Consider the following 19,441-nt stretch of genomic DNA (forward strand, 5'->3'; position numbering starts at 1 on the left):
TTCTCTCACGCAGCGGCGCGCACCCGATCGGCTGAGGTCGCGGGCTACTCTGGAGGAGTGAGCACGCAACGAGTCTTCGTCGCTCGCCTCGCGGGCTGCACGGTATTCGATCCTGCCGGTGACCGGCTCGGCAAGGTCCGCGACGTGGTGGTGATCTACCGGTCGGCCGACCCGCCCAGGGTCGTCGGCCTCGTCGTCGAGATCCCCGGCCGACGACACGTGTTCGTCTCGATCGGGCGCGTGACCTCCATCGCCACGGGCCAGGTCATCACGACCGGACTCATCAACGTCCGTCGCTTCCAGCAGCGCGGCGGCGAGGTGCGGGTGATGGCCGAGCTCCTCGGCCGGCGCGTCTTCCTCGTCGACGGCTCGGGCGACGCGGTCATCGAAGACGTGGCGATCGAGCGCAATCGACTGGGCGACTGGGACGTCGGACAGCTCTTCCTCCGCCGCCCCAAGACGAGCGCCTCGCCGTTCGCGCGCGGCGCGACGACGTTCGCGTCGTGGTCGGAAGTGCGCGAGCAGCAGGTGCCGGGCGAGTCCCAGTCGGCGGAGCAGCTCGTTGCGACCTACGCCGACCTCAAACCCGCCGACCTCGCGAACACGCTGCTCGACCTCCCCGGCGACCGCCTCATCGAGGTCGCCGAGGAGCTCCCCGACAACCGTCTCGCCGACGCCCTCGAAGAGATGCCCGAAGAGGAGCAGGTGCACATCCTCGAGCAGCTCGGAGACGAGCGCGCCGCCGACATCCTCGACGCGATGGAGCCGGACGACGCCGCCGACCTCCTCGGCCAGCTCCCCGAGGGCCGTCTCGAGCAGCTCCTCGACCTCATGGAGCCCGAGGAGGCCGACGACGTCCGGGCCCTCCTGAAGTACAGCCCCGACACGGCCGGCGGTCTCATGACTCCCGAGCCGATCGTGCTGTCCGCCGACGCCACGATCGCGGAGGCCCTCGCGCTCATCCGCAGGCACGAGCTGCATCCCGCCCTCGCCGCATCCGTGTTCGTCACGCTCCCCCCCTACGAGACCCCCACCGGACGGCTCCTGGGCACGGTGCACTTCCAGCGGATGCTGCGCTACCCCCCGCACGAGCGACTCGGCGCGATCATCGACGACACCGTCTCGGCCGTGCCCGCGACAGCGTCGGCGGCCGAGGTCGCCCGCCTCCTCGCGAGCTACAACCTCGTGTCGCTCCCCGTGGTCGATCAGGCCCACCGGCTCGTCGGCGCGGTGAGCGTCGACGACGTGCTCGACTACCTTCTGCCCGACGATTGGCGCTCGCACGACAGCGATGATCCGAAGTCGTCGGCCCCCGTCCGGCCGCTCTCGACCACAAGTATTCCGACCGTGCCCCCGAGGAGGCGATGATGGCCCGCGAGAAGCGTCGCACCGCTCTCGATGCCCCTCGCGCCCGCGGCGGCAAGCTCGGCCGCACCCCGCAGCCGTCGCGCGACCGTTTCGGCAAGTTCTCCGAGGCGTTCGCCCGGGCGATGGGCACCTCGGGGTTCTTGATCGGAATGACGGTCTTCGTGGTCGTCTGGCTGACGTGGAACTCCACCGCTCCCGTGGAGTGGCAGTTCGACCCGGTCGCGACGAACTTCACCCTGCTCACGCTGATCCTCTCGCTCCAGGCCTCCTACGCCGCGCCCCTCATCCTGCTCGCGCAGAACCGACAGGACGACCGCGACCGGGTGCAGATCGAGCAGGACCGCCAGCGAGCCGAGCGCAACCTCGAGAACACCGAGTACCTCGCTCGCGAGGTCGTGGCGCTGCGTATGGCGGTGCGCGAATCGACCGACGAGGTCGTCACCCGCGAGGTGCTGCGCGCCGAGCTCAAGAGCCTGCTGAAGAAGCTCGATCGACGCGACGACCGCGAGTCGACCGCCACGTGACCGACGCCGCACTAACCGACGCGGTGCGTTCGGCCGTCGCCGGCGTCGTCGACCCCGAACTGCGCCGCCCCCTGGGCGAGCTCGACATGCTGCGCGAGATCCGCGTGGAGGGCGGCCTCGCTCGCGTGGGCATCGCGCTGACGATCGTGGGCTGCCCGGCCGCCGACAGGATCGAGCGCGAGGTTCGAGCCGCCGCGGCGGGAGTCGACGGCATCGGGTCGGTCGACGTCGAGCTCGGTGTGATGAGCCCGGACGAGCGTAGGGCGCTGACCGAGAAGCTCCGGAACGGCAGACCCGCACGCCAGATGCCGTTCGGCCCCGACTCGCTGACGCGTGTGATCGCCGTCACGAGCGGCAAGGGCGGTGTCGGCAAGTCGACGATGACGGCGAACCTGGCCGTGGCGCTGGCCCGCCGCGGGCTGCGCGTGGGGCTCATCGACGCCGACGTGCACGGATTCTCGATCCCCGCCCTGCTCGGACTCGTCGACGACGACGGCCTGCCCCCGGCACCGACCCGCATCGACGACCTCATGCTGCCGCCGGTGGCGTACGACGTGAAGGTCATCTCTATCGGCATGTTCCTCCGCCGTCCCGGCGAGGACGCCGCCGGCGCCGTGGCATGGCGAGGGCCCATGCTTCACCGCACGGTGCAGCAGTTCCTGACCGACGTCTTCTTCGGCGACCTCGACGTCCTCCTCCTCGACATGCCGCCCGGAACCGGCGACGTCGCGATCTCCGTCGGACAGCTCCTCCCCCACGCCGAGGTGCTCGTGGTCACCACGCCCCAGTCGGCAGCATCCGACGTCGCCGTCCGCAGCGGGCTCGTCGCCCGCCAGACCGGGCAGCGGATCATCGGCGTCGTCGAGACCATGTCGGCGATGACCCTCCCCGACGGCAGCACGCTCGACCTGTTCGGCGCCGGGGGCGGCTCGGAAGTCGCGAAAGCGCTCTCGGCGGCGGGCGACGCCGTCCCCCTGCTCGGCACGGTGCCGTTGAGCCCGGCGCTGCGAACGGGCGGCGACGCCGGAGTCCCCGTGGTCGTCGCCGACCCCGCCGACCCCGCTGCTCGCGCCATCGTCGCCGTGGCCGCGACGCTCGCCGGCCAGGGTCGAGGCCTCGCCGGTCGCAGCCTGCCGTTCACTCCCCGCTGACCGGGCGACCGGTCGGAGCCCGGTAGCCTGACGCCATCCGAGGGAAGGATGCCGCGTGGCAGATAACGACGTCGTCGACACCGTTCACGGACCGGTTCGGGGTACCTCCGACGGGTCGGTCCGGAGCTTCCGGGGTATCCGGTTCGCCGCTCCTCCCGTCGGAGACCTGCGGTGGCGTGCGCCCGAGCTCCCCGAGGCGTGGACGGAACCCGCGGATGCGACCGCGTTCGGCCCGATGCCCGTCCAGCCCGCGAACCAGATCATCGTGTTCCCCGACGGGGTCTCGCAGAGCGAGGACTGCCTCTTCCTCAACGTCTGGACCCCGGAGTCGGCGCGCCCCGGAGACGATCTCCCGGTGATGGCCTGGGTGCACGGCGGCGCGTACATGTTCGGCGGCACCGCGCAGCCGATGTTCGACGGACGATCGTTCGCCCACACCGGCGAAGTCGTCGTCGTGACCCTCGCGTACCGGGTCGGCGCGCTCGGCTTCCTCGACCTCTCGCGCCTGCTGCCCGACGCCGACCCGAACCCGGCGCTGCGCGACGTGCTCGCGGGGCTGCGATGGGTGCAGGAGAACATCCGCGCCTTCGGCGGCGACCCCGACAGGGTCACGCTGTTCGGCGAATCGGCCGGCGGCGGAATCGTCACGACACTGCTCGCGGTGCCGGAGGCGAGTGGCCTCTTCGCCCGCGCCATCGCCGAGAGCTCCCCCGCGACGTCCGTGTACGGGCAGGACCGTTCCGAGCACGTCGCCCGCACCCTGTTGCACGACCTGGGGATCGACGCATCCGACACCGGCATGCTCCGGGGCCTCGCCGCGGATCGGATCACCTCGGCGGGCATGGACATCTTCTCCCGCATCCCGCACGACGACCCGGGCACCCTCGCGTTCGCCCCCGTCGTCGACGGCCACCTGGTCCCCGAGCACCCGCCGGCCGTCTTCGCCCGCGGCGGCTCACTGCCGGTCCCGCTCATCATCGGCACCAATCGCGACGAGGCCACGTTGTTCACGCGCATGAAGTCGCCGCTGATGCCGGTCAGCACCGAAGCGCTCGCCGTCATGACGGCCGATCTCCGCGCCGAGCGTCCGGATCTGGACGTGCCCGCCGATGCCGAGATCGCCGGCGCCTACAGCGGCCTGCGGGCTCCCGCCCGCGGACCGGCGATCTCGCGCGACCTCGGATTCCGGATGCCGACCGTCTGGGTCGCCGAGGGGCACAGCCGGGTCGCGCCGACCTACCTCTACCGGTTCGACTGGACGACACCGCTCCTGCGCCTCCTCGGCATCGGTGCCTCCCACGGCACCGAGCTCCCCTACGTCTGGGGAAACCTCGCCACGTCGCGCAAGGACATCACCTTCCGACTCGGCGGACTCCGCACCGGCCGGGCCGTGTCGACCCGCATGCAGTCGAGATGGATCGGGTTCGCCGTCGACGGCGAACCCTCGGCCGACGACGACAGCGCGCCGTGGCCGCCGTACACCGTGCCCGAGCGCCGTTCGCTCGTCATCGACAGGACGGATGCCGCGGTCGCAGACCTCGATGCCGAGGGTCTGAGCGTCTGGGGCACGACCCCGTTGGCGTTCCCGTGAGAGACGGCGTCGCGCCGGAGACGCGGAGGGGCCGATCATGAGTGCCCTCGAGCGTGTGTCCACCGTGTCGGCCGCTGACGTGAGCGGGCTCCGCGACCGACTCCGGAACACGCGATGGGCACCCCGGTGGCCTGTCGACGGGTGGGCTGCCGGAACCGACGAGGCCGAGCTCCGCCGTCTGGTCGCCTACTGGGCGGACGGCTACGACTGGGAGGCGCGCGAGCGGGAGATCAACGATCTGCCGTGGGCGGAGGTCCTGCTCGACGGGGTGCCGCTGCGCTACCTGCGCTTCGACGCCGAGACGGCCGGCGCACTCCCCGTGATCCTCACGAACGGATGGCCGAGCACGGCGGTCGAACTCGTCGAGCTGGCGCGGCACCTCTCCACCCCGTCCGAGCACGGCGGTGACGCGGCGGACGCGCTCACCGTCATCGTGCCGGCCCTCCCGGGGTTCCCGTTCTCACCGCAGCGCCCTTCCCACGAGGATCAGACCCATGAGCTCTGGCATCGGCTGATGCACGACGCTCTGGGCTTCGATCGGTACGCCGCGCACGGCGGCGACCTCGGGGCAGGCATCACGTCGCGACTCGCGCACGCCCACCCCGAATCGGTCGTGGGGATACACCTCCTCGCGGTCGCGTCGCCGCTCTCCATCGCGTCGGACACCCTCTCCGCCGCCGAGCGGGCGTATGTCTCGTCCGCGGAGCGCTGGCACGACGAGGAGGGCGGCTACGAGCACGAGCAGCAGACACGACCGCTCAGCCTCGCACCGGCCCTCTCGGACTCCCCGGCGGGGCTGCTGGGGTGGATCGTGGAGAAGTACCGGGCGTGGAGCGATTGCGGTGGCGACCTGTCATCGAGGTTCAGCGACGACTTCCTCCTGACCCAGGCGTCGCTCTACTGGTTCTCGAACGCGATCTCGACCTCGTTCCGGCCGTACTGGGAGTTCGCCACCGGGCGCACGGCGCGCGTGGGGCCCGTGGTCGTCCCCACCGCCGTCGCGGTCTTCCCGTTCGACCTGACGCAGCCTCCGCGCGAGTGGGCCCAACGCACCTACGACGTGGTGCGGTACACCCGCATGCCGCGGGGCGGGCACTTCGCACCGCACGAGGAGCCCGCGCTCCTGGCCGACGACCTCCGGGAGTTCCTCAGACCGCTGCGGTGAGCATGTCGGTCAGGTGGCCTCGGAGTCGAACGGCGGTCTGACGTCGGGAGAGAAGGCTCCGCGGGTGGGTTCCGTTCCCGCCGCGGCCATCGTGGCCGCGACGCTCGCGGCCTGGACGCTCGCGACCGGCGCGTCGTCGAGCAGAGCCTCGCGGATGATGCGTCGCGGGTCGTACTGACGGGGGTCGAGCTTGCGCCAGTCGACGTCGTCGAACTCGGAGCCCATCTCGTCGCGAACCCGCGATCGGGCGCCCTGGAGCATCTCTTTCGCGCGGGTCGTCAGACGCGCGAGCCCCTCGGCGTAGCGAGGCAGTCTTTCGGGTCCGATGAGGAGCGCGGCGATCACCCCGATCAGCAGCAGCTTCTCGATGGTGAGCCCGAAGAACATGGGTCTCAGCGTACTCGTCGCGCCTACGCGTGCGCTGTGCCTCGCCCACGTAATCTGTGCGAGGAGGTCGAGATGAGCGGTAGCGAAGCGAACCAGCGATTCGTGTCGGAGGCGACGGTGGAGCCCGAGCACATCGCGAGGGCGCGCGCGCATGCCCTCGAACTCGGAGCACAGCCCGTGAGCGCGCCGGTGGGCGCTCAGATGGCGGTCATCGCCGCAGCATCCCGCGCCCGGAGCATCATCGAGGTCGGCACCGGTGGAGGCGTGTCCGGGCTCTGGCTCCTGCGCGGCGCACCCGGTGCGACCCTCACCACGATCGACAGCGAGCCCGAGCACCTCGGTGCCGCCCGCCAGGCGTTCGCCGACGCGAAGATCCCCGCCGCCCGCGCCCGCTTCATCACCGGTCGGGCCTCCGACGTCCTTCCCCGCATGAACGAGGCGTCGTACGACATCGTGCTGATCGACGCCGATCCCGAGGGCGTCATCGAGTACGTCGAGCACGGTCTCCGACTCGTGCGCGCGGGAGGCACCGTGCTGGTCCCCCGGGTGCTCGCCGGCGGCGCCGTCTCCGATCCGGTGCGCCGCGATCCTCAGACCGCGGCGTACCGCTCCCTGATCCAGGAGACGCAGGCGTCCCCCGCCGTCATCGGCGCCCTGTCGATCACGGGCGAGGGCCTGCTGCAGCTCACGACGCTCCCCGAGACCCCGTGAGAACGGCGATGGCGACCGCTCCGAAGAGCGATCGCCATCGTGAAGGACGAGACGTCAGGCGCTGACGACCCCGCTGAGCACGTCGTAGAGCTCCTTGGCTTCTGCATCGTTGACGGAGACGACCAGGCGCCCGCCGCCCTCGAGCGGAACACGCACGATGATGAGGCGCCCCTCCTTCACGGCCTCCATCGGCCCGTCCCCGGTTCTCGGCTTCATGGCTGCCATCGTGGCTCCTTTTCGTCGTTAGGTCTGCATAAGTAGTTTATCGTGAGCGAACGCAACATAACGGCGGCCTCAGGGGATCTGCCAATAGGTGTTGCCCAGGGCGTACATGTTGTATATCCACCACCACTGGCCCAGCAAGGCGACCGCGAGCACGCTCAGACGCCAGACGGGCGATTTCGGAACGGCGAGAGCGCCCCACAGTGGCGACAGCGGCACCAGCAGCCGGAAGATGCTCGACTGCGGGAAGAACACCGCGAGAAGGTACAGCAGGTAGCTGGCCGACCAGAGGCGCACCTCGACACCGAGCCTGCGCACCTGGGGCAGAAGGAGCAGCGCCGCGGCGAGTCCGACGACCAGGAGGACGAGCGCGACGTACCCGGCGATCTCGCCGAGACCCCAGGTGCGGAACCAGAAGGCCGACGCCTGCACGAAACCGTCGAACGGCACGAAATGGGGCGTCGTCTCGCCGAGCCAGTTGCGGCGCCACGCGAGCTCGGTCGCCAGGTACGCACCGGAGTCCCCCGTGACCACGGCGGCGATCAGCTGCCAGGAGAAGCCCACAGCGGTCGCCAGGGCCCCGAGCGCGACGATGTGGACGATCTCGCGAGCCGGCAGCGTCTCGCGACGGCGGCGGAACCAGCGCCACACGCCGTACAACCCGAGCAGCAGGGCGAACGCGAGGATGCCCGGGCGGGTGTATCCCATCAGCGGGATCAACAGGTACAGCCATCCGTAGCGGCGCTCCCGCAGGCACCACAGCGCCGCGAAGAGGAAGAAGAGGAACAGCGACTCCGCGTAGCCCACCTGGAACAGCGCGGCCAGCGGACCCGAGGCGAAGAACACCACGGCCCACATCGCCGCCGCGCGGTCGAGCCGCGGCCTCATCAGGGCGTACAGAGCGACGGATGCGCCGTATCCGGCCGTCACGGAGATGACGAGGGCTCCGGCACCCCACGAGCCCAGCAGCCCGCCGAGCCCCGCCGATGCGTACGCGTACAGGGGCATGAACGCCCACGAGTTCTCGGCTACCGCTCCGCCATCGGTCAGCGGCAGCTGTGCCGGATACCCGTTGACCGCCGTGAACCAGTACCACGTGGCATCCCAGCCGACGACGAAGTCGCCCAGCCCGGCGCCGTCGCCGAAACGGGAGCCCTGCACCGAGAGGTGGGCGGCGAGCAGCAGGAAGACAGTCGTCACGACGCGCGCGAGCACGTAGATGATGCCGATCCGCGCGGCGACCGGGATGCGCGTCCAACCGCGCCCGGCGCGTGTCAGGACTGCGTCAGCCACGCCCGGAGTCCGCGCTCGACATCGTCGATCTGGCGCAGCGGCACGCGCTCCTCGTCGTGGTGGGCAAGGCTCGGGTCGCCGGGCCCGAAGTTCACCGCGGGCATTCCCATCGCCGAGAACCGGGCGACGTCGGTCCAGCCGTACTTCGGGCGCGGTTCCGCACCGACCGCGCGGACGAACTCCTGGGCGAGCGCCGCGTCGAGGCCCGGGCGGGCTCCCTCGGCGAGGTCGATGACCTCGACGTCGAAACCGGCGAACACCTCTCGGACGTGCTGCGAGGCCTGCTCACCGTCGAGACTGGGAGCGAAACGGTAGTTGACCTCGACCTCGCAGGCATCGGGGATGACGTTGCCGGCGACACCGCCGGCGATGCGGACGGCGTTGAGTCCCTCGCGGTAGACGAGGCCCTCGACCTCGACGTCGCGGGGGCGGTACTCGGCGAGGCGCGCGAGGATGGGTGCCGCGCGGTGGATGGCGTTGTCGCCCACCCACGCCCGCGCGCTGTGCGCCCGCGTGCCGCTGGTGCGCACGATCGCTCGCAAGTTTCCGTTGCATCCGCCCTCTACCTGGCCGTTCGACGGCTCGCCGAGAATGGCGAAGTCACCCGCGAACAGGTCGGGGCGCGTACGGGCGAGGCGCGTGAGTCCGTTGAGGTCGGCTGCGACCTCCTCGTGGTCGTACCACATCCAGGTGATGTCGACGCGAGGATCGGTCAGCTCGACCGCGAGCTTCAGCTGCACGGCCACGCCGGCTTTCATGTCGACGGTGCCGCGCCCCCAGAGGTGCGGCTCGCCGTCGATGTCGACATCGCGGGTGGGTAGGTTCGCGTTGATCGGCACCGTGTCGATGTGCCCCGCGATCACGACGCGCTTCGCACGCCCGAGGTTCGTGCGGGCCACGATGGTGTCTCCGTCGCGGTACACCTCGAGGTGCGCGAGGTCTGCGACGGCGGCCGCGATCGCGTCGGCGAGCGCTCCCTCGTCGTCGGAGACGCTGGGGATGTCGCAGATGGTGCGGGTGAGATCGACCGCGGACGATGACAGGTCGAGAACCGGCATGGCCCGATTCTACCGACCGCGCGCACTGCCTCCCGCCCGGAGGACGGCCCGCCTCGGCGGGACCAGTACCGTGGAAGCATGAGCGACGACCGTTGGGTATGGGGATTCGGCCTTTCGACTGTGAGCGAGAGCGGCACGGTCCTCGACGCGTGGTTCCCCGAACCCGCGCTCGGGCGACTGCCGCTGGGGCTCGACCCGGCGATCCCGCCAGCGACGCTCGACCAGCTCGCCGTCGCCGACCCCCGGCGCGCCGTCTCCACCGAGGTCATCGCGATCGAGGTCGACCTGGATGCGGCGCCCACCTCGACGGCGGACGCCTACCTGCGCCTGCACGCTCTCTCCCACCGGCTCGCCATGCCCAACGAGGTCGATCTGACGGGCATCTTCGGACACCTGCCCAACGTCGCGTGGACCAATGCGGGTCCGATGCATCCCGACGACGCCACGCGTCTGCGCCCGTTCCTCCTGCGCGAGGGCATCCAGGTGCAGAGCCTCGACAAATTCCCCCGCCTGCTCGACTACGTCACGCCGGCGGGCGTCCGCATCGCCGATGCCTCGCGCGTGCGCCTGGGCGCCTACCTCTCCCCTGGCACGACCGTCATGCACGAGGGCTTCGTCAACTTCAACGCGGGCACCCTGGGCGCCTCGATGGTCGAGGGCCGCATCTCGCAGGGCGTCGTCGTCGGCGACGGCAGCGACATCGGGGGCGGGGCGTCGATCATGGGCACCCTCTCGGGCGGCGGATCGCACCGCGTGTCGATCGGCGCGCGCACGCTCCTCGGCGCGAACGCGGGCATCGGCATCTCGCTCGGCGACGACTGCATCGTCGAGGCGGGCCTCTACGTCACCGCCGGATCGAAGATCGTGCTGGCCGATCAGCCGACGAATGCCGATGGCGCGCGCCCGACCGCGAAGGGCTCCGACCTGTCCGGCCGCGATGGGCTGCTGTTCCGGCGCAACTCGCTCACCGGGTCGATCGAAGCATCCGTCCGCTCGGGCGTCGGCGTCACCCTCAACGAGGCCCTGCACGCGTAGCGGAGGCCCGCAAGAACGACGAAACCCGTTCCTCTCGGCGAGACCCCGACATTCTGCGGGGGTTTCGCTGCGAGGAACGGGTTTCGTCGTCGGACGGCCGAGCGAGCTCAGGCGCCGGGATAGTCGCGCTCGGGCGCTCCCGTGTAGAGCTGCTGCGGGCGACCGATCTTGGTCTGCGGGTCGTGCTGCATCTCGCGCCAGTGCGCCAGCCATCCGGGCAGTCGGCCGATCGCGAACAGCACGGTGAACATGCGCGTCGGGAAGCCCATCGCCTTGTAGATCACGCCGGTGTAGAAGTCGACGTTCGGGTACAGACGGCGCTCCTTGAAGTAATCGTCGTGAAGGGCGATCTCCTCGAGCTCCTTCGCGAGATCGAGGAGCGGATCGCTCACGCCGAGTGCCTGCAGCACCTCGTCGGCGGACTCCTTCACCAGCTTGGCGCGCGGGTCGTAGTTCTTGTAGACCCGGTGCCCGAAGCCCATGAGCTTCACGCCGTCTTCCTTGTTCTTCACACGCTCGACGAAGCGCTCGACGCTCTCGCCGGAGTCGCGGATGCGGCCGAGCATCGCCAGCACCGCCTCGTTGGCGCCGCCGTGCAGCGGCCCGTACAGGGCGTTGATGCCGGCCGAGATCGACGAGAACTGGTTCGCACCCGTCGATCCGACCAGGCGCACGGTCGACGTCGACGCGTTCTGCTCGTGGTCTTCGTGGAGGATCAGCAGTCGCTCGAGTGCGCGGGACATCACCGGGTTGACCTCGTAGTGCTCGGAGTGGACTCCGAAGTTCAGCTTGAGGAAGTTGTCGACGAAGCCGAGCGAGTTGTCGGGGTACAGGAATGCCTGACCGACGCTCTTCTTGTGCGCGTACGCCGCGATGACGGGCAGCTTCGCCAGCATCCGCACGGTGTTGAGTTCGACGTGCTCGGGGTTGTGCGGGTCGGACTCCCCCTCGTAGTACGTCGAGAGCGCCGCGGTGGCTGCCGAGAGCACCGACATGGGGTGCGCGGTGTGGGGAAGCGCCGAGAAGAAGCGCTTGAGGTCTTCGTGGAGAAGGGTGTGGCGACGAATGCGCTCGTCGAAGGCGGCCAGCTCGTCGGCGGTCGGCAGTTCGCCGTAGATCAGCAGCCACGCGACCTCGAGATAGGTGCTGTTCTGAGCCAGCTGGCCGATCGGGTAGCCGCGGTATCGCAGGATGCCCTGGTCGCCGTCGATGAAGGTGATCTCCGACTTCGTCGACGCCGTGTTGACGAACCCGTAGTCGAGGGTCGTGTGACCCGTCTGCCGGGTGAAGGTCGAGATGTCGACGCTCGGGGCGCCGTCGGTTCCTCGGATGACCGGGAATTCAGCAGTGGTGCCGCCGACGGTGACGGTGGCCTTGTCGTCCTGCGCTGCCGCGTCGCTCATGGCGCCTCCTCGCGAAATCAGATCGGTTCTTACAGCCTATAAGTCGTCGGCGGGTACGGCGGACACCGCCAAAGGATGGACCAGTCTGATGGAGGTCGCGTCCAAAACGGCGGCTCTACGCGGACCGCAACCGCTCGGCCGCTGTGCGGATGCGTTCGTCGGTCGCGGTGAGCGACAGACGGACGTGCTGCGGGAAATGCGACCCGTAGAAGTGGCCGGGGCCGGCCAGGATGCCGAGGTCGGCGAGTCTGCCCAGGCTCTCCCAGGCATCGCGACCCTCCGTCGCCCAGAGGTAGAGACCCGCCTCGCTGCGGTCGATGCGGAAGCCCGCGGCCTCGACCGCCGGCTTCAGCACGGCCCGGCGCGCGGCGTATCGGGCCTTCTGGGCGCGAACGTGCGCATCGTCGCCGAGGGCCGTGACCATCGCTGCTTGGACCGGCGCCGGTGGCATGAGGCCGAGATGCTTGCGACCCGTGAGGAGCCTCGCCACGATCGTCGGATCGCCGGCGAGGAAAGCCGCGCGGTATCCCGCGAGATTCGACTGCTTGCTGAGCGAGTAGACCGAGATCACGCCGGCGAGGTCGTCGCCGACGACCCGGGGATCGAGGATGCTGGGCACGGCGGCATCCGCCCACTCCCCCTCCCATCCCAGTTCGGCATAGCACTCGTCGGAGGCGAGCACCGCGCCCAGCTCGCGCGCACGCGACACAGCCCGGCGGAGGTGGTCGACCCCCAGCACGCGTCCGTCGGGATTGCCCGGCGAATTGATCCAGACGAGCTTCGTCCCGGTCGGCCACTCGGCGGGATCGTCGGCTGCGACCGGGGTCGCCCCCACGAGACGGGCGCCGACCTCATAGGTGGGGTAGGCCGCCCGCGGATGCACGACGGTGTCCCCTTCACCCAGGCCGAGCAGGAGGGGCAGCAGTGCCACCAGCTCCTTGGACCCGACCGTCGGGAGCACGTGTTCGGGCGTGAGACCCGCGACCCCGCGACGGCGTGCATACCACTGAGCGATCGCCTCCCGCAGGAGCGGTGTTCCCGCGGTCTGCGGATACGCGTGCGCGTCGGTCGCGGCTTTCAGCGCGTCGGCGACCACGTCGGGCGTGGGGTCGACCGGGGAACCGATCGAGAGATCGACGATGCCCCCCGGGTGACGACGGGCCGTCTCGGCGTACGGAGCGACGGCATCCCAGGGGTAGTCGGCGAGATCGGCGACGCCCATCCGCCTACTCGCCCTGGGGAGGGAGAACCGAGATGACCGGGTGATCCTTCGCGATCACGCCGACCTTGGCGGCTCCGCCGGGCGACCCGATGTCGTCGAAGAACTCGACGTTGGCCTTGTAGTAGTCCGACCACTCTTCGGGCAGGTCGTCTTCGTAGTAGATGGCCTCGACGGGGCAGACCGGCTCACACGCACCGCAGTCGACGCACTCGTCGGGGTGGATGTAGAGCGACCGTTCACCCTCGTAGATGCAGTCGACCGGACATTCGTCGATGCAGGCGCGGTCTTTGACATCCACGCACGGAAGAGCGATCACATACGTCACTCGTCCAGTTTACGGGGCGCGGGGAGGCGTGAGGTGTCGGGCCACGCGAACACCAGCGCGACGATGATCGGCACGACGAACGTCCACGTGAGCGGAATCCACTCCGTGTCGGGGGTCGGAGCCGCCACGATCACCGATCCGCCCGGGCCGGTGCCCGAGAACACGACCATCGCGAGGATCGCGCCGAGGCCCCCGGCCAGGGTCGTCCACCGGTCGCCGACCAGCAGGCGCAGGGCGACGAAGAGCGCGGTCGTGCCGACGGTGGCCAGCACCAGCCCCACCGGGAGCACGCCGATCGTGAAGGCCTGCGCGACGGTCGCCGCCGTGCCGTACACGACACCGATCACCGCCGCGATGAGCCAGGTCAGCAGGCGGGATACCGTGGTCGTCACCGCGTCAGTGTATCCGCGCGATCTCGGCGCCCCTCTCAGCTCGCCCAACCCCACAGACGCAGCAGCGCGGCCACCGCTGCCGCAGCGGCCACGACGACGAGGAACGGCGCGCGGACGGCGAGGAGCCCGCCGGCCACCAGCACGGCCGGGAGGCGGGCGTCGACGACGATCGCCTGCCCGACCCCGAGGGTCTGCACGGCGACCAGGGCGGCGAGCAGCGCCACCGTGAGCAGATCGGCGACCCGCGCGGGGCGCGGCGCTTCGAGCCAGTGACCCGGCACCGCGTAGCCGACGGCCTTCACGGCGACGCAGATGACCGAAGCGAGCAGCACGGCGTTCCAGAGACTCACGGCAGGCCCTTCCGTTCGGCGGTGTCGAGCGGCTCGGATGCTTCTCCCCCGCGCCGGTCGGATTCACCGAGCAGGTTGAACCACCCGACCGCCAGTGCGACGATCGCCGCGACGATCACGGGCACTCCCGGCATGAGGCCCGGCGTGAGAAGCACGGCGACAACGGCGGCTGCTGCTCCGACGGCGATCGCCTGGCGCCCTCTCAGGCGCGGCCAGAGCAGGGCGAGGAAGGCAGCGGCGGCCGCAGCATCCAGGCCGTACTGTCTCGGATCCCCCAAGACGTCGCCCAGCAGCGCTCCCACGAGGGTGGAGATGTTCCAGCCGACGTAGATCGCGATACCGGTGACCCAGAACCCGACGGCGCGCGCCCGGGTCGTCGTCTGCGCGAGCGAGACCGCGGTCGACTCGTCGATGGTGAAGGGGGTCGCCGCCGCTCGGCGCCAGAAGCCGCGTCCGACCACGGGCGACATGCGCATCGCGTAGGCGGCGTTTCGCACGCCCAGCAGCGCGGACGACGCGATCGCCGCGGGAGCCGCGGCGGGTCCTCCCGCGCCGATGACGCCGACGAAGGCGAACTGCGACCCGCCGGTGAACATGAACAGGCTCAGGACGCAGGTCTGCCAGACGTCCAGGCCGGAGGCGACGGAGAGCGCGCCGAATGAGATGCCGTAGGCGCTCGTCGCGAAGGCCACCGCGAGACCCTGACGTGCCGCCCGCCGCGACAGAGGGTCTCGCGGCCCGCCTGTTCGTCGGAATGAACGCATGACTGACAGTGTGAACGCCCGGGAACTGCTAGTCAAGCTGAACGATCGTTTGACATACTGAACGCATGACGACTCTGGGCCCCCGCATCGCTCACACCCTGCGCCGTGAACGCGAGGCCGCCGGAGTCTCGGTGTCGGAGCTGGCGCGGCGCGCCGGCGTATCCAAGGCCACCGTGTCTCAGCTGGAGGGTGGCTCGGGCAACCCGAGCGTGGAGACGCTCTGGGCCCTCGCCGACGCGCTCGGGGTGCCGTTCGCCGTGTTCGTCGATCAGGAGACGGGTACGCCGACGCTGGTGCGTGCCGCCGAGGCGCCCGGCGTGCCCTCGTCCGCCGCGCCGTACCTCGCCTCGCTGCTGTCCGCGAGTCCTCCGAACGCGCGTCGGGACATCTACCTGATCCGGGCCGAGCCGGGCGAACCACGACTGTCGAAGCCGCACCAGCGCGGAACCACCGAGCACGTGGTGCTGATCGGTGGGCAGGCACGCGTGGGTCCGTCCGATGCCGCCGTCGTGCTCGAACCCGGGGACTACGTGTCGTACACGGGAGACGCCGCTCACGTGTTCGAGGCGCTGCTGCCGGGCACCAGTGCGGTCATGGTGTCGGAACTGCGCTGACACGACGAAGGCCCCCGGACGGATCCGGGGGCCTTCGTCAGCGGTGCGGGGGTATCAGACCCCGGCGTCCTGGCGCTTGCGCTGCGAGGCGGTGCGGCCGCGCACGTTCGCATCGAGCTCGACCTTGCGGATGCGGACCGCCTCCGGGGTCACCTCGACGCATTCGTCGTCGCGGGCGAACTCGAGGCTCTCCTCCAGCGTCAGCAGTCGGGGCGGGGTCATCGACTCGAAGGTGTCGGAGCTCGCGGCACGCATGTTCGTGAGCTTCTTCTCCTTCGTGATGTTGACGTCCATGTCGTCGGCGCGCGAGTTCTCGCCGACGACCATGCCCTCGTAGACCTCCTGGGTCGGCTGCACGAAGAACGACATGCGCTCCTGCAGGGCGATCATCGCGAAGGGGGTCACCACGCCGGAGCGGTCGGCGACGATCGAACCGTTCTGACGGGTCGAGATCGCACCGGCCCACGGCTCGTAGCCGTGCGAGATCGCGTTGGCGATGCCGGTGCCGCGCGTGGTGGTGAGGAACTCGGTGCGGAAGCCGATGAGACCGCGCGAGGGGACGACGAACTCCATGCGCACCCAGCCGGTGCCGTGGTTCGTCATGCCCTCCATGCGGCCCTTGCGGCCGGCGAGCAGCTGCGTGATGGCGCCGAGGTACTCCTCGGGTGCGTCGATCGTCAGGTGCTCGAACGGCTCGTACGTCTTGCCGTCGACCTTCTTCGTGACCACCTGGGGCTTGCCGACGGTGAGCTCGAAGCCCTCACGACGCATGTTCTCGACGAGGATCGCGAGGGCGAGTTCGCCGCGACCCTGCACCTCCCAGGCATCCGGGCGTCCGATGTCGACGACCTTGATCGATACGTTGCCGATGAGCTCGCGGTCGAGGCGGTCCTTCACCATGCGGGCGGTGAGCTTGTGGCCCTTCACCTTGCCCATCAGCGGCGAGGTGTTCGTGCCGATCGTCATCGAGATGGCCGGATCGTCGACGTGGATCTGCGCCAGCGGACGCACGTCGTCGGGGTCGGCGATCGTCTCACCGATCGTGATGTCTTCGAAGCCGGCGATGGCGACGATGTCGCCGGGGCCGGCCGACTCGGCGGGGTAGCGCTCGAGAGCGCGGGTCTTCAACAGCTCGGTGATGCGCGCGTTGCTCGTCGAGCCGTCGGCGCGCACCCAGGCCACCGTCTGGCCCTTCTTGAGCGTTCCGTTGAAGACGCGCAGAAGCGCGAGGCGGCCGAGGAACGGCGAGGAGTCGAGGTTGGTGACCCACGCCTGGAGCGGCGCCTCGTCGTCGTAAGCCGGGGCGGGGACGTGCTCGAGGATGGCGCCGAAGAGCGGCTCGAGGTCGTCGTTGTCGGGCAGCGCGCCGTTGTCGGGGCGGTTGCGCGAGGCGGCGCCGGCGCGGCCGGACGCATAGACGACGGGAACGTCGAGCAGGGCGTCGACGTCGAGGTCGGGCACGTCGTCCTGCAGGTCGGAGGCGAGACCCAGCAGCAGGTCGTGGGCCTCTTCCTCCACCTCGGCGATGCGGGCGTCGGGCCGGTCGGTCTTGTTGACCAGGAGGATGACGGGGAGCTTCGCCTCGAGCGCCTTGCGCAGCACGAAGCGGGTCTGCGGGAGGGGCCCCTCCGACGCGTCGACGAGCAGCACGACACCGTCGACCATCGACAGGCCGCGCTCGACCTCGCCGCCGAAGTCGGCGTGGCCGGGGGTGTCGATCACGTTGATGGTGATGGGCTCTTCGGTGTGGGCACCGTTGTACGTGATCGTCGTGTTCTTCGCGAGGATCGTGATGCCCTTCTCGCGCTCGAGATCGTTCGAGTCCATGGCGCGTTCTTCCATGTGCTCGTGCGAGCCGAACGAGCCCGTCTGGCGCAGCATCGCATCCACGAGCGTCGTCTTGCCGTGGTCGACGTGCGCGACGATCGCGACGTTGCGCAAATCGGAACGGAGGGCGTGCGCCATGAATAATCCTTGCGGTTCGGGGAGGGCGCCCGGAATCGGGCCCCTCTAGTCTATCCGGCCCGACAGGGCAAGCGGGCACGACCGTTTCCGACCCCCGGGCGGAGGCCCGGAGGTCGCGCCTCGTCAGAGGGTCAGGATGCGTCGTTCCCGGCCTGGAGGAGCTTGTGGCGCAGAGCGCGGCGGGCCGCCTGCACCTCGGGGTCGGGCACGGGGATGGCGGCGATGAGGCGCTGCGTGTACGCCTCCTTCGGAGCACGGAGGATCTCGTCTCGGGTGCCCTGCTCGGCGATCTTGCCGTTGTGGAGCACGACGATGCGGTCCGCCATCGCGTCGACGACCGCGAGGTCGTGACTGATGAAGAGGCATGCGAACCGGTACTCGCGCTGCAGCTCGACGAGGAGTTCGAGCACGCGCGCCTGGACGGAGACGTCCAGTGCGCTGGTGGGCTCGTCGGCCACGAGCAGTCGGGGCTTGAGCGCGAGCGCGCGGGCGATGCCGACGCGCTGCTTCTGACCGCCCGACAGCTCGTGCGGGTAGCGGTTGCGGTAGCTGCGGGGCAGGCGCACCTCGTCGAGCAGCGTCTCCACGCGACGGCTGAGTTCCGCGCCCTTCGCCTCGCCGGAGAGCAGGAGCGGCTCGCCGATGCTCTCGCCGATCGGCAGGCGCGGGTTCAACGACGACGACGGGTCCTGGAACACGATGCCGACCCGGCGGCGCAGCGAACCGATGAGCTTGCGCCCACCGGCGCTGATGTCGACGCCGTCGACCACGAGCTTCCCGTCGGCGATGGGCTGCAGTCCGATGGCGGCCCGTCCGATGGTCGATTTGCCCGAGCCCGACTCGCCGACGAGGCCGAGGATCTCGCCCTCCGCGATCGCGAGCGAGACCTCGTCGACGGCGCGGAAGGCCGCGACCCTCCCCCTCTTGCCGTACTCGATGGAGACACGGTCCAGCGACAGCACGGGTTCGACGATGATCGGAGCCGCCGCAGCATCCGCCACGACCTGCGCGTCGACGCCGTGTGCCGATTCCTCGACGACCTGGGCGAGCGCTTCGACGACGTCGACGGTGTCGTCGGTGCCCGAGCCCTCTCCGAGGCGGGGAACCGCCGCGAGGAGCTCCTTGGTGTACGGGTCTCGCGGCTCGCGCAGCACCTGGGCGACGGGGCCCTGCTCGACGACCTCGCCGTCCTTCATCACGACGATCCAGTCGGCGAGGTCGGCGACCACTCCCATGTCGTGCGTGATGAGGAGGATCGCCGAGTCGAGGCGGTCGCGGAGGTCGCGCAGCAGGTCGAGGATCTCGGCCTGCACGGTGACGTCGAGGGCGGTGGTCGGCTCGTCGGCGATGAGCAGGGCCGGGTCGAGGCTGATCGCCTGGGCGATCATGGCGCGCTGGCGCTGACCGCCCGAGAGCTGATGCGGGTACGAGGCGAATGCCTTCGCCGGATCGGGGAGTCCGACGAGGCCGAGCAGCTCCATCGCGCGCTCACGCGCCTCCGACGGGCTCTTCGACGTGTGGGCGCGGATGGCCTCGATGATCTGGAAGCCCACCGTCAGCACGGGGTTGAGCGCCGTCATGGGCTCCTGGAAGATCGCGGCGACCTGCGGGCCGCGCAGCTGTCGCAGCTGACGGGAGGACAGACCGGTGATCTCCCGCCCGTTGAGAGTGATGCTGCCGCGGACGCGGCTGTTGCGCGGCAGCAGATCGAGGATCGCCATCGAGCTCGCGCTCTTGCCCGACCCCGACTCGCCGACGACGGCCACGACCTGACCGCGATCGATCCGGTAGTTCAGGTTCTTCGCAGCGGGAACCCACACGTCGTCGACCGCGAAGTCGACGCTCACGTCGGTCATCTCCAGGGCGGGGGTTTTCGGCTGGACGGGGGTGCTCATGATGAG

Annotated in this window: 20 protein-coding genes; 8 read left to right on the forward strand and 12 right to left on the reverse strand. The window is 70.1% G+C overall.

Annotation, left to right across the window (positions count from 1 at the left end; all coding sequences use genetic code 11):
- The first annotated feature begins 57 nt into the window (after positions 1-57).
- The 5 genes from FVP77_RS08445 to FVP77_RS08465 are packed head-to-tail and all read left to right on the forward strand — an operon-like array spanning position 58 to position 5,799.
- Positions 58-1,368: a magnesium transporter MgtE N-terminal domain-containing protein gene (locus tag FVP77_RS08445; protein ID WP_147894071.1), complete on the forward strand. Its 1,311-nt coding sequence runs from the start codon at positions 58-60 to the stop codon at positions 1,366-1,368.
- Complete coding sequence (locus FVP77_RS08450; protein WP_147894072.1) at positions 1,368-1,892, forward strand: DUF1003 domain-containing protein; 525 nt, start codon at positions 1,368-1,370, stop codon at positions 1,890-1,892. The genes FVP77_RS08445 and FVP77_RS08450 overlap by 1 nt, the downstream gene beginning before the upstream one ends.
- Complete coding sequence (locus tag FVP77_RS08455) at positions 1,889-3,043, forward strand: Mrp/NBP35 family ATP-binding protein (protein ID WP_147894073.1); 1,155 nt, start codon at positions 1,889-1,891, stop codon at positions 3,041-3,043. The genes FVP77_RS08450 and FVP77_RS08455 overlap by 4 nt, the downstream gene beginning before the upstream one ends.
- Before the next feature lie 55 nt (positions 3,044-3,098).
- Positions 3,099-4,634 (forward strand): carboxylesterase/lipase family protein, encoded by a 1,536-nt coding sequence (locus FVP77_RS08460; protein ID WP_147894074.1) that lies wholly within the window; start codon positions 3,099-3,101, stop codon positions 4,632-4,634.
- A 37-nt stretch (positions 4,635-4,671) separates the two neighbouring features.
- On the forward strand, positions 4,672-5,799 hold the full coding sequence (locus FVP77_RS08465; RefSeq protein ID WP_147894075.1) for an epoxide hydrolase family protein: 1,128 nt from the start codon (positions 4,672-4,674) through the stop codon (positions 5,797-5,799).
- 9 nt (positions 5,800-5,808) lie between these two features.
- Here the strand turns inward: FVP77_RS08465 and FVP77_RS08470 are convergent, their stop codons facing one another.
- The gene (locus tag FVP77_RS08470; RefSeq protein ID WP_246134023.1) at positions 5,809-6,186 is read right to left on the reverse strand and encodes a twin-arginine translocase TatA/TatE family subunit; all 378 of its coding nucleotides are present in this window, start codon (positions 6,184-6,186) and stop codon (positions 5,809-5,811) included.
- Positions 6,187-6,258: 72 nt separating this feature from the next.
- On the opposite strand from FVP77_RS08470, the gene FVP77_RS08475 reads away from it, so the two are divergent.
- Positions 6,259-6,897, forward strand: a complete 639-nt coding sequence (locus tag FVP77_RS08475) for an O-methyltransferase (protein WP_116646232.1) — start codon at positions 6,259-6,261, stop codon at positions 6,895-6,897.
- 54 nt (positions 6,898-6,951) lie between these two features.
- Here FVP77_RS08475 and FVP77_RS08480 read toward each other — a convergent pair whose 3' ends face one another.
- From FVP77_RS08480 to dapE, 3 genes are all read right to left on the reverse strand, one after another.
- Entirely contained in the window at positions 6,952-7,122 is a 171-nt protein-coding gene (locus FVP77_RS08480) for a DUF3117 domain-containing protein (protein ID WP_116646231.1), read from the reverse strand.
- A gap of 69 nt (positions 7,123-7,191) precedes the next feature.
- Positions 7,192-8,412, reverse strand: a complete 1,221-nt coding sequence (locus FVP77_RS08485) for a hypothetical protein (protein WP_147894076.1) — start codon at positions 8,410-8,412, stop codon at positions 7,192-7,194.
- The gene (gene dapE, locus FVP77_RS08490; RefSeq protein ID WP_147894077.1) at positions 8,394-9,470 is read right to left on the reverse strand and encodes a succinyl-diaminopimelate desuccinylase; all 1,077 of its coding nucleotides are present in this window, start codon (positions 9,468-9,470) and stop codon (positions 8,394-8,396) included. The genes FVP77_RS08485 and dapE overlap by 19 nt, the downstream gene beginning before the upstream one ends.
- A gap of 78 nt (positions 9,471-9,548) precedes the next feature.
- Here dapE and dapD point away from each other — a divergent pair, with 78 nt between their 5' ends.
- Entirely contained in the window at positions 9,549-10,505 is a 957-nt protein-coding gene (gene dapD, locus FVP77_RS08495; protein WP_147894078.1) for a 2,3,4,5-tetrahydropyridine-2,6-dicarboxylate N-succinyltransferase, read from the forward strand.
- 107 nt (positions 10,506-10,612) lie between these two features.
- Here the strand turns inward: dapD and FVP77_RS08500 are convergent, their stop codons facing one another.
- The 6 genes from FVP77_RS08500 to FVP77_RS08525 all read right to left on the reverse strand — a co-directional run bounded on the left by FVP77_RS08500 (position 10,613) and on the right by FVP77_RS08525 (position 14,961).
- Positions 10,613-11,908: a citrate synthase gene (locus tag FVP77_RS08500; RefSeq protein WP_147894079.1), complete on the reverse strand. Its 1,296-nt coding sequence runs from the start codon at positions 11,906-11,908 to the stop codon at positions 10,613-10,615.
- Between the two features lie 115 nt (positions 11,909-12,023).
- Positions 12,024-13,130, reverse strand: a complete 1,107-nt coding sequence (gene dapC, locus FVP77_RS08505) for a succinyldiaminopimelate transaminase (RefSeq protein WP_147894080.1) — start codon at positions 13,128-13,130, stop codon at positions 12,024-12,026.
- A gap of 4 nt (positions 13,131-13,134) precedes the next feature.
- The gene (gene fdxA, locus FVP77_RS08510; protein WP_116646225.1) at positions 13,135-13,455 is read right to left on the reverse strand and encodes a ferredoxin; all 321 of its coding nucleotides are present in this window, start codon (positions 13,453-13,455) and stop codon (positions 13,135-13,137) included.
- Entirely contained in the window at positions 13,452-13,847 is a 396-nt protein-coding gene (locus FVP77_RS08515) for a DUF6113 family protein (protein WP_147894081.1), read from the reverse strand. Before FVP77_RS08515 ends, fdxA begins: the two co-directional genes overlap by 4 nt.
- A 35-nt stretch (positions 13,848-13,882) precedes the next feature.
- Complete coding sequence (locus FVP77_RS08520; protein ID WP_147894082.1) at positions 13,883-14,197, reverse strand: AzlD domain-containing protein; 315 nt, start codon at positions 14,195-14,197, stop codon at positions 13,883-13,885.
- A complete protein-coding gene (locus FVP77_RS08525) occupies positions 14,194-14,961 on the reverse strand; it encodes an AzlC family ABC transporter permease (protein ID WP_147894083.1) in 768 nt (255 codons plus the stop codon). Before FVP77_RS08525 ends, FVP77_RS08520 begins: the two co-directional genes overlap by 4 nt.
- A gap of 65 nt (positions 14,962-15,026) precedes the next feature.
- Between FVP77_RS08525 and FVP77_RS08530 the strand changes: the two genes are divergently transcribed.
- Positions 15,027-15,575 (forward strand): XRE family transcriptional regulator, encoded by a 549-nt coding sequence (locus FVP77_RS08530; RefSeq protein WP_147894084.1) that lies wholly within the window; start codon positions 15,027-15,029, stop codon positions 15,573-15,575.
- A 54-nt stretch (positions 15,576-15,629) separates the two neighbouring features.
- Here FVP77_RS08530 and typA read toward each other — a convergent pair whose 3' ends face one another.
- Both typA and FVP77_RS08540 read right to left on the reverse strand, forming a co-directional pair.
- The gene (typA, locus tag FVP77_RS08535) at positions 15,630-17,540 is read right to left on the reverse strand and encodes a translational GTPase TypA (RefSeq protein WP_147894085.1); all 1,911 of its coding nucleotides are present in this window, start codon (positions 17,538-17,540) and stop codon (positions 15,630-15,632) included.
- A gap of 131 nt (positions 17,541-17,671) precedes the next feature.
- Positions 17,672-19,435, reverse strand: coding sequence for a dipeptide ABC transporter ATP-binding protein (locus tag FVP77_RS08540; RefSeq protein ID WP_147894086.1), 1,764 nt, complete (start codon positions 19,433-19,435; stop codon positions 17,672-17,674).
- Between the last annotated feature and the right edge of the window lie 6 nt (positions 19,436-19,441).

It is taken from the genome of Microbacterium hatanonis (assembly GCF_008017415.1).
Lineage (GTDB): Bacteria > Actinomycetota > Actinomycetes > Actinomycetales > Microbacteriaceae > Microbacterium > Microbacterium hatanonis.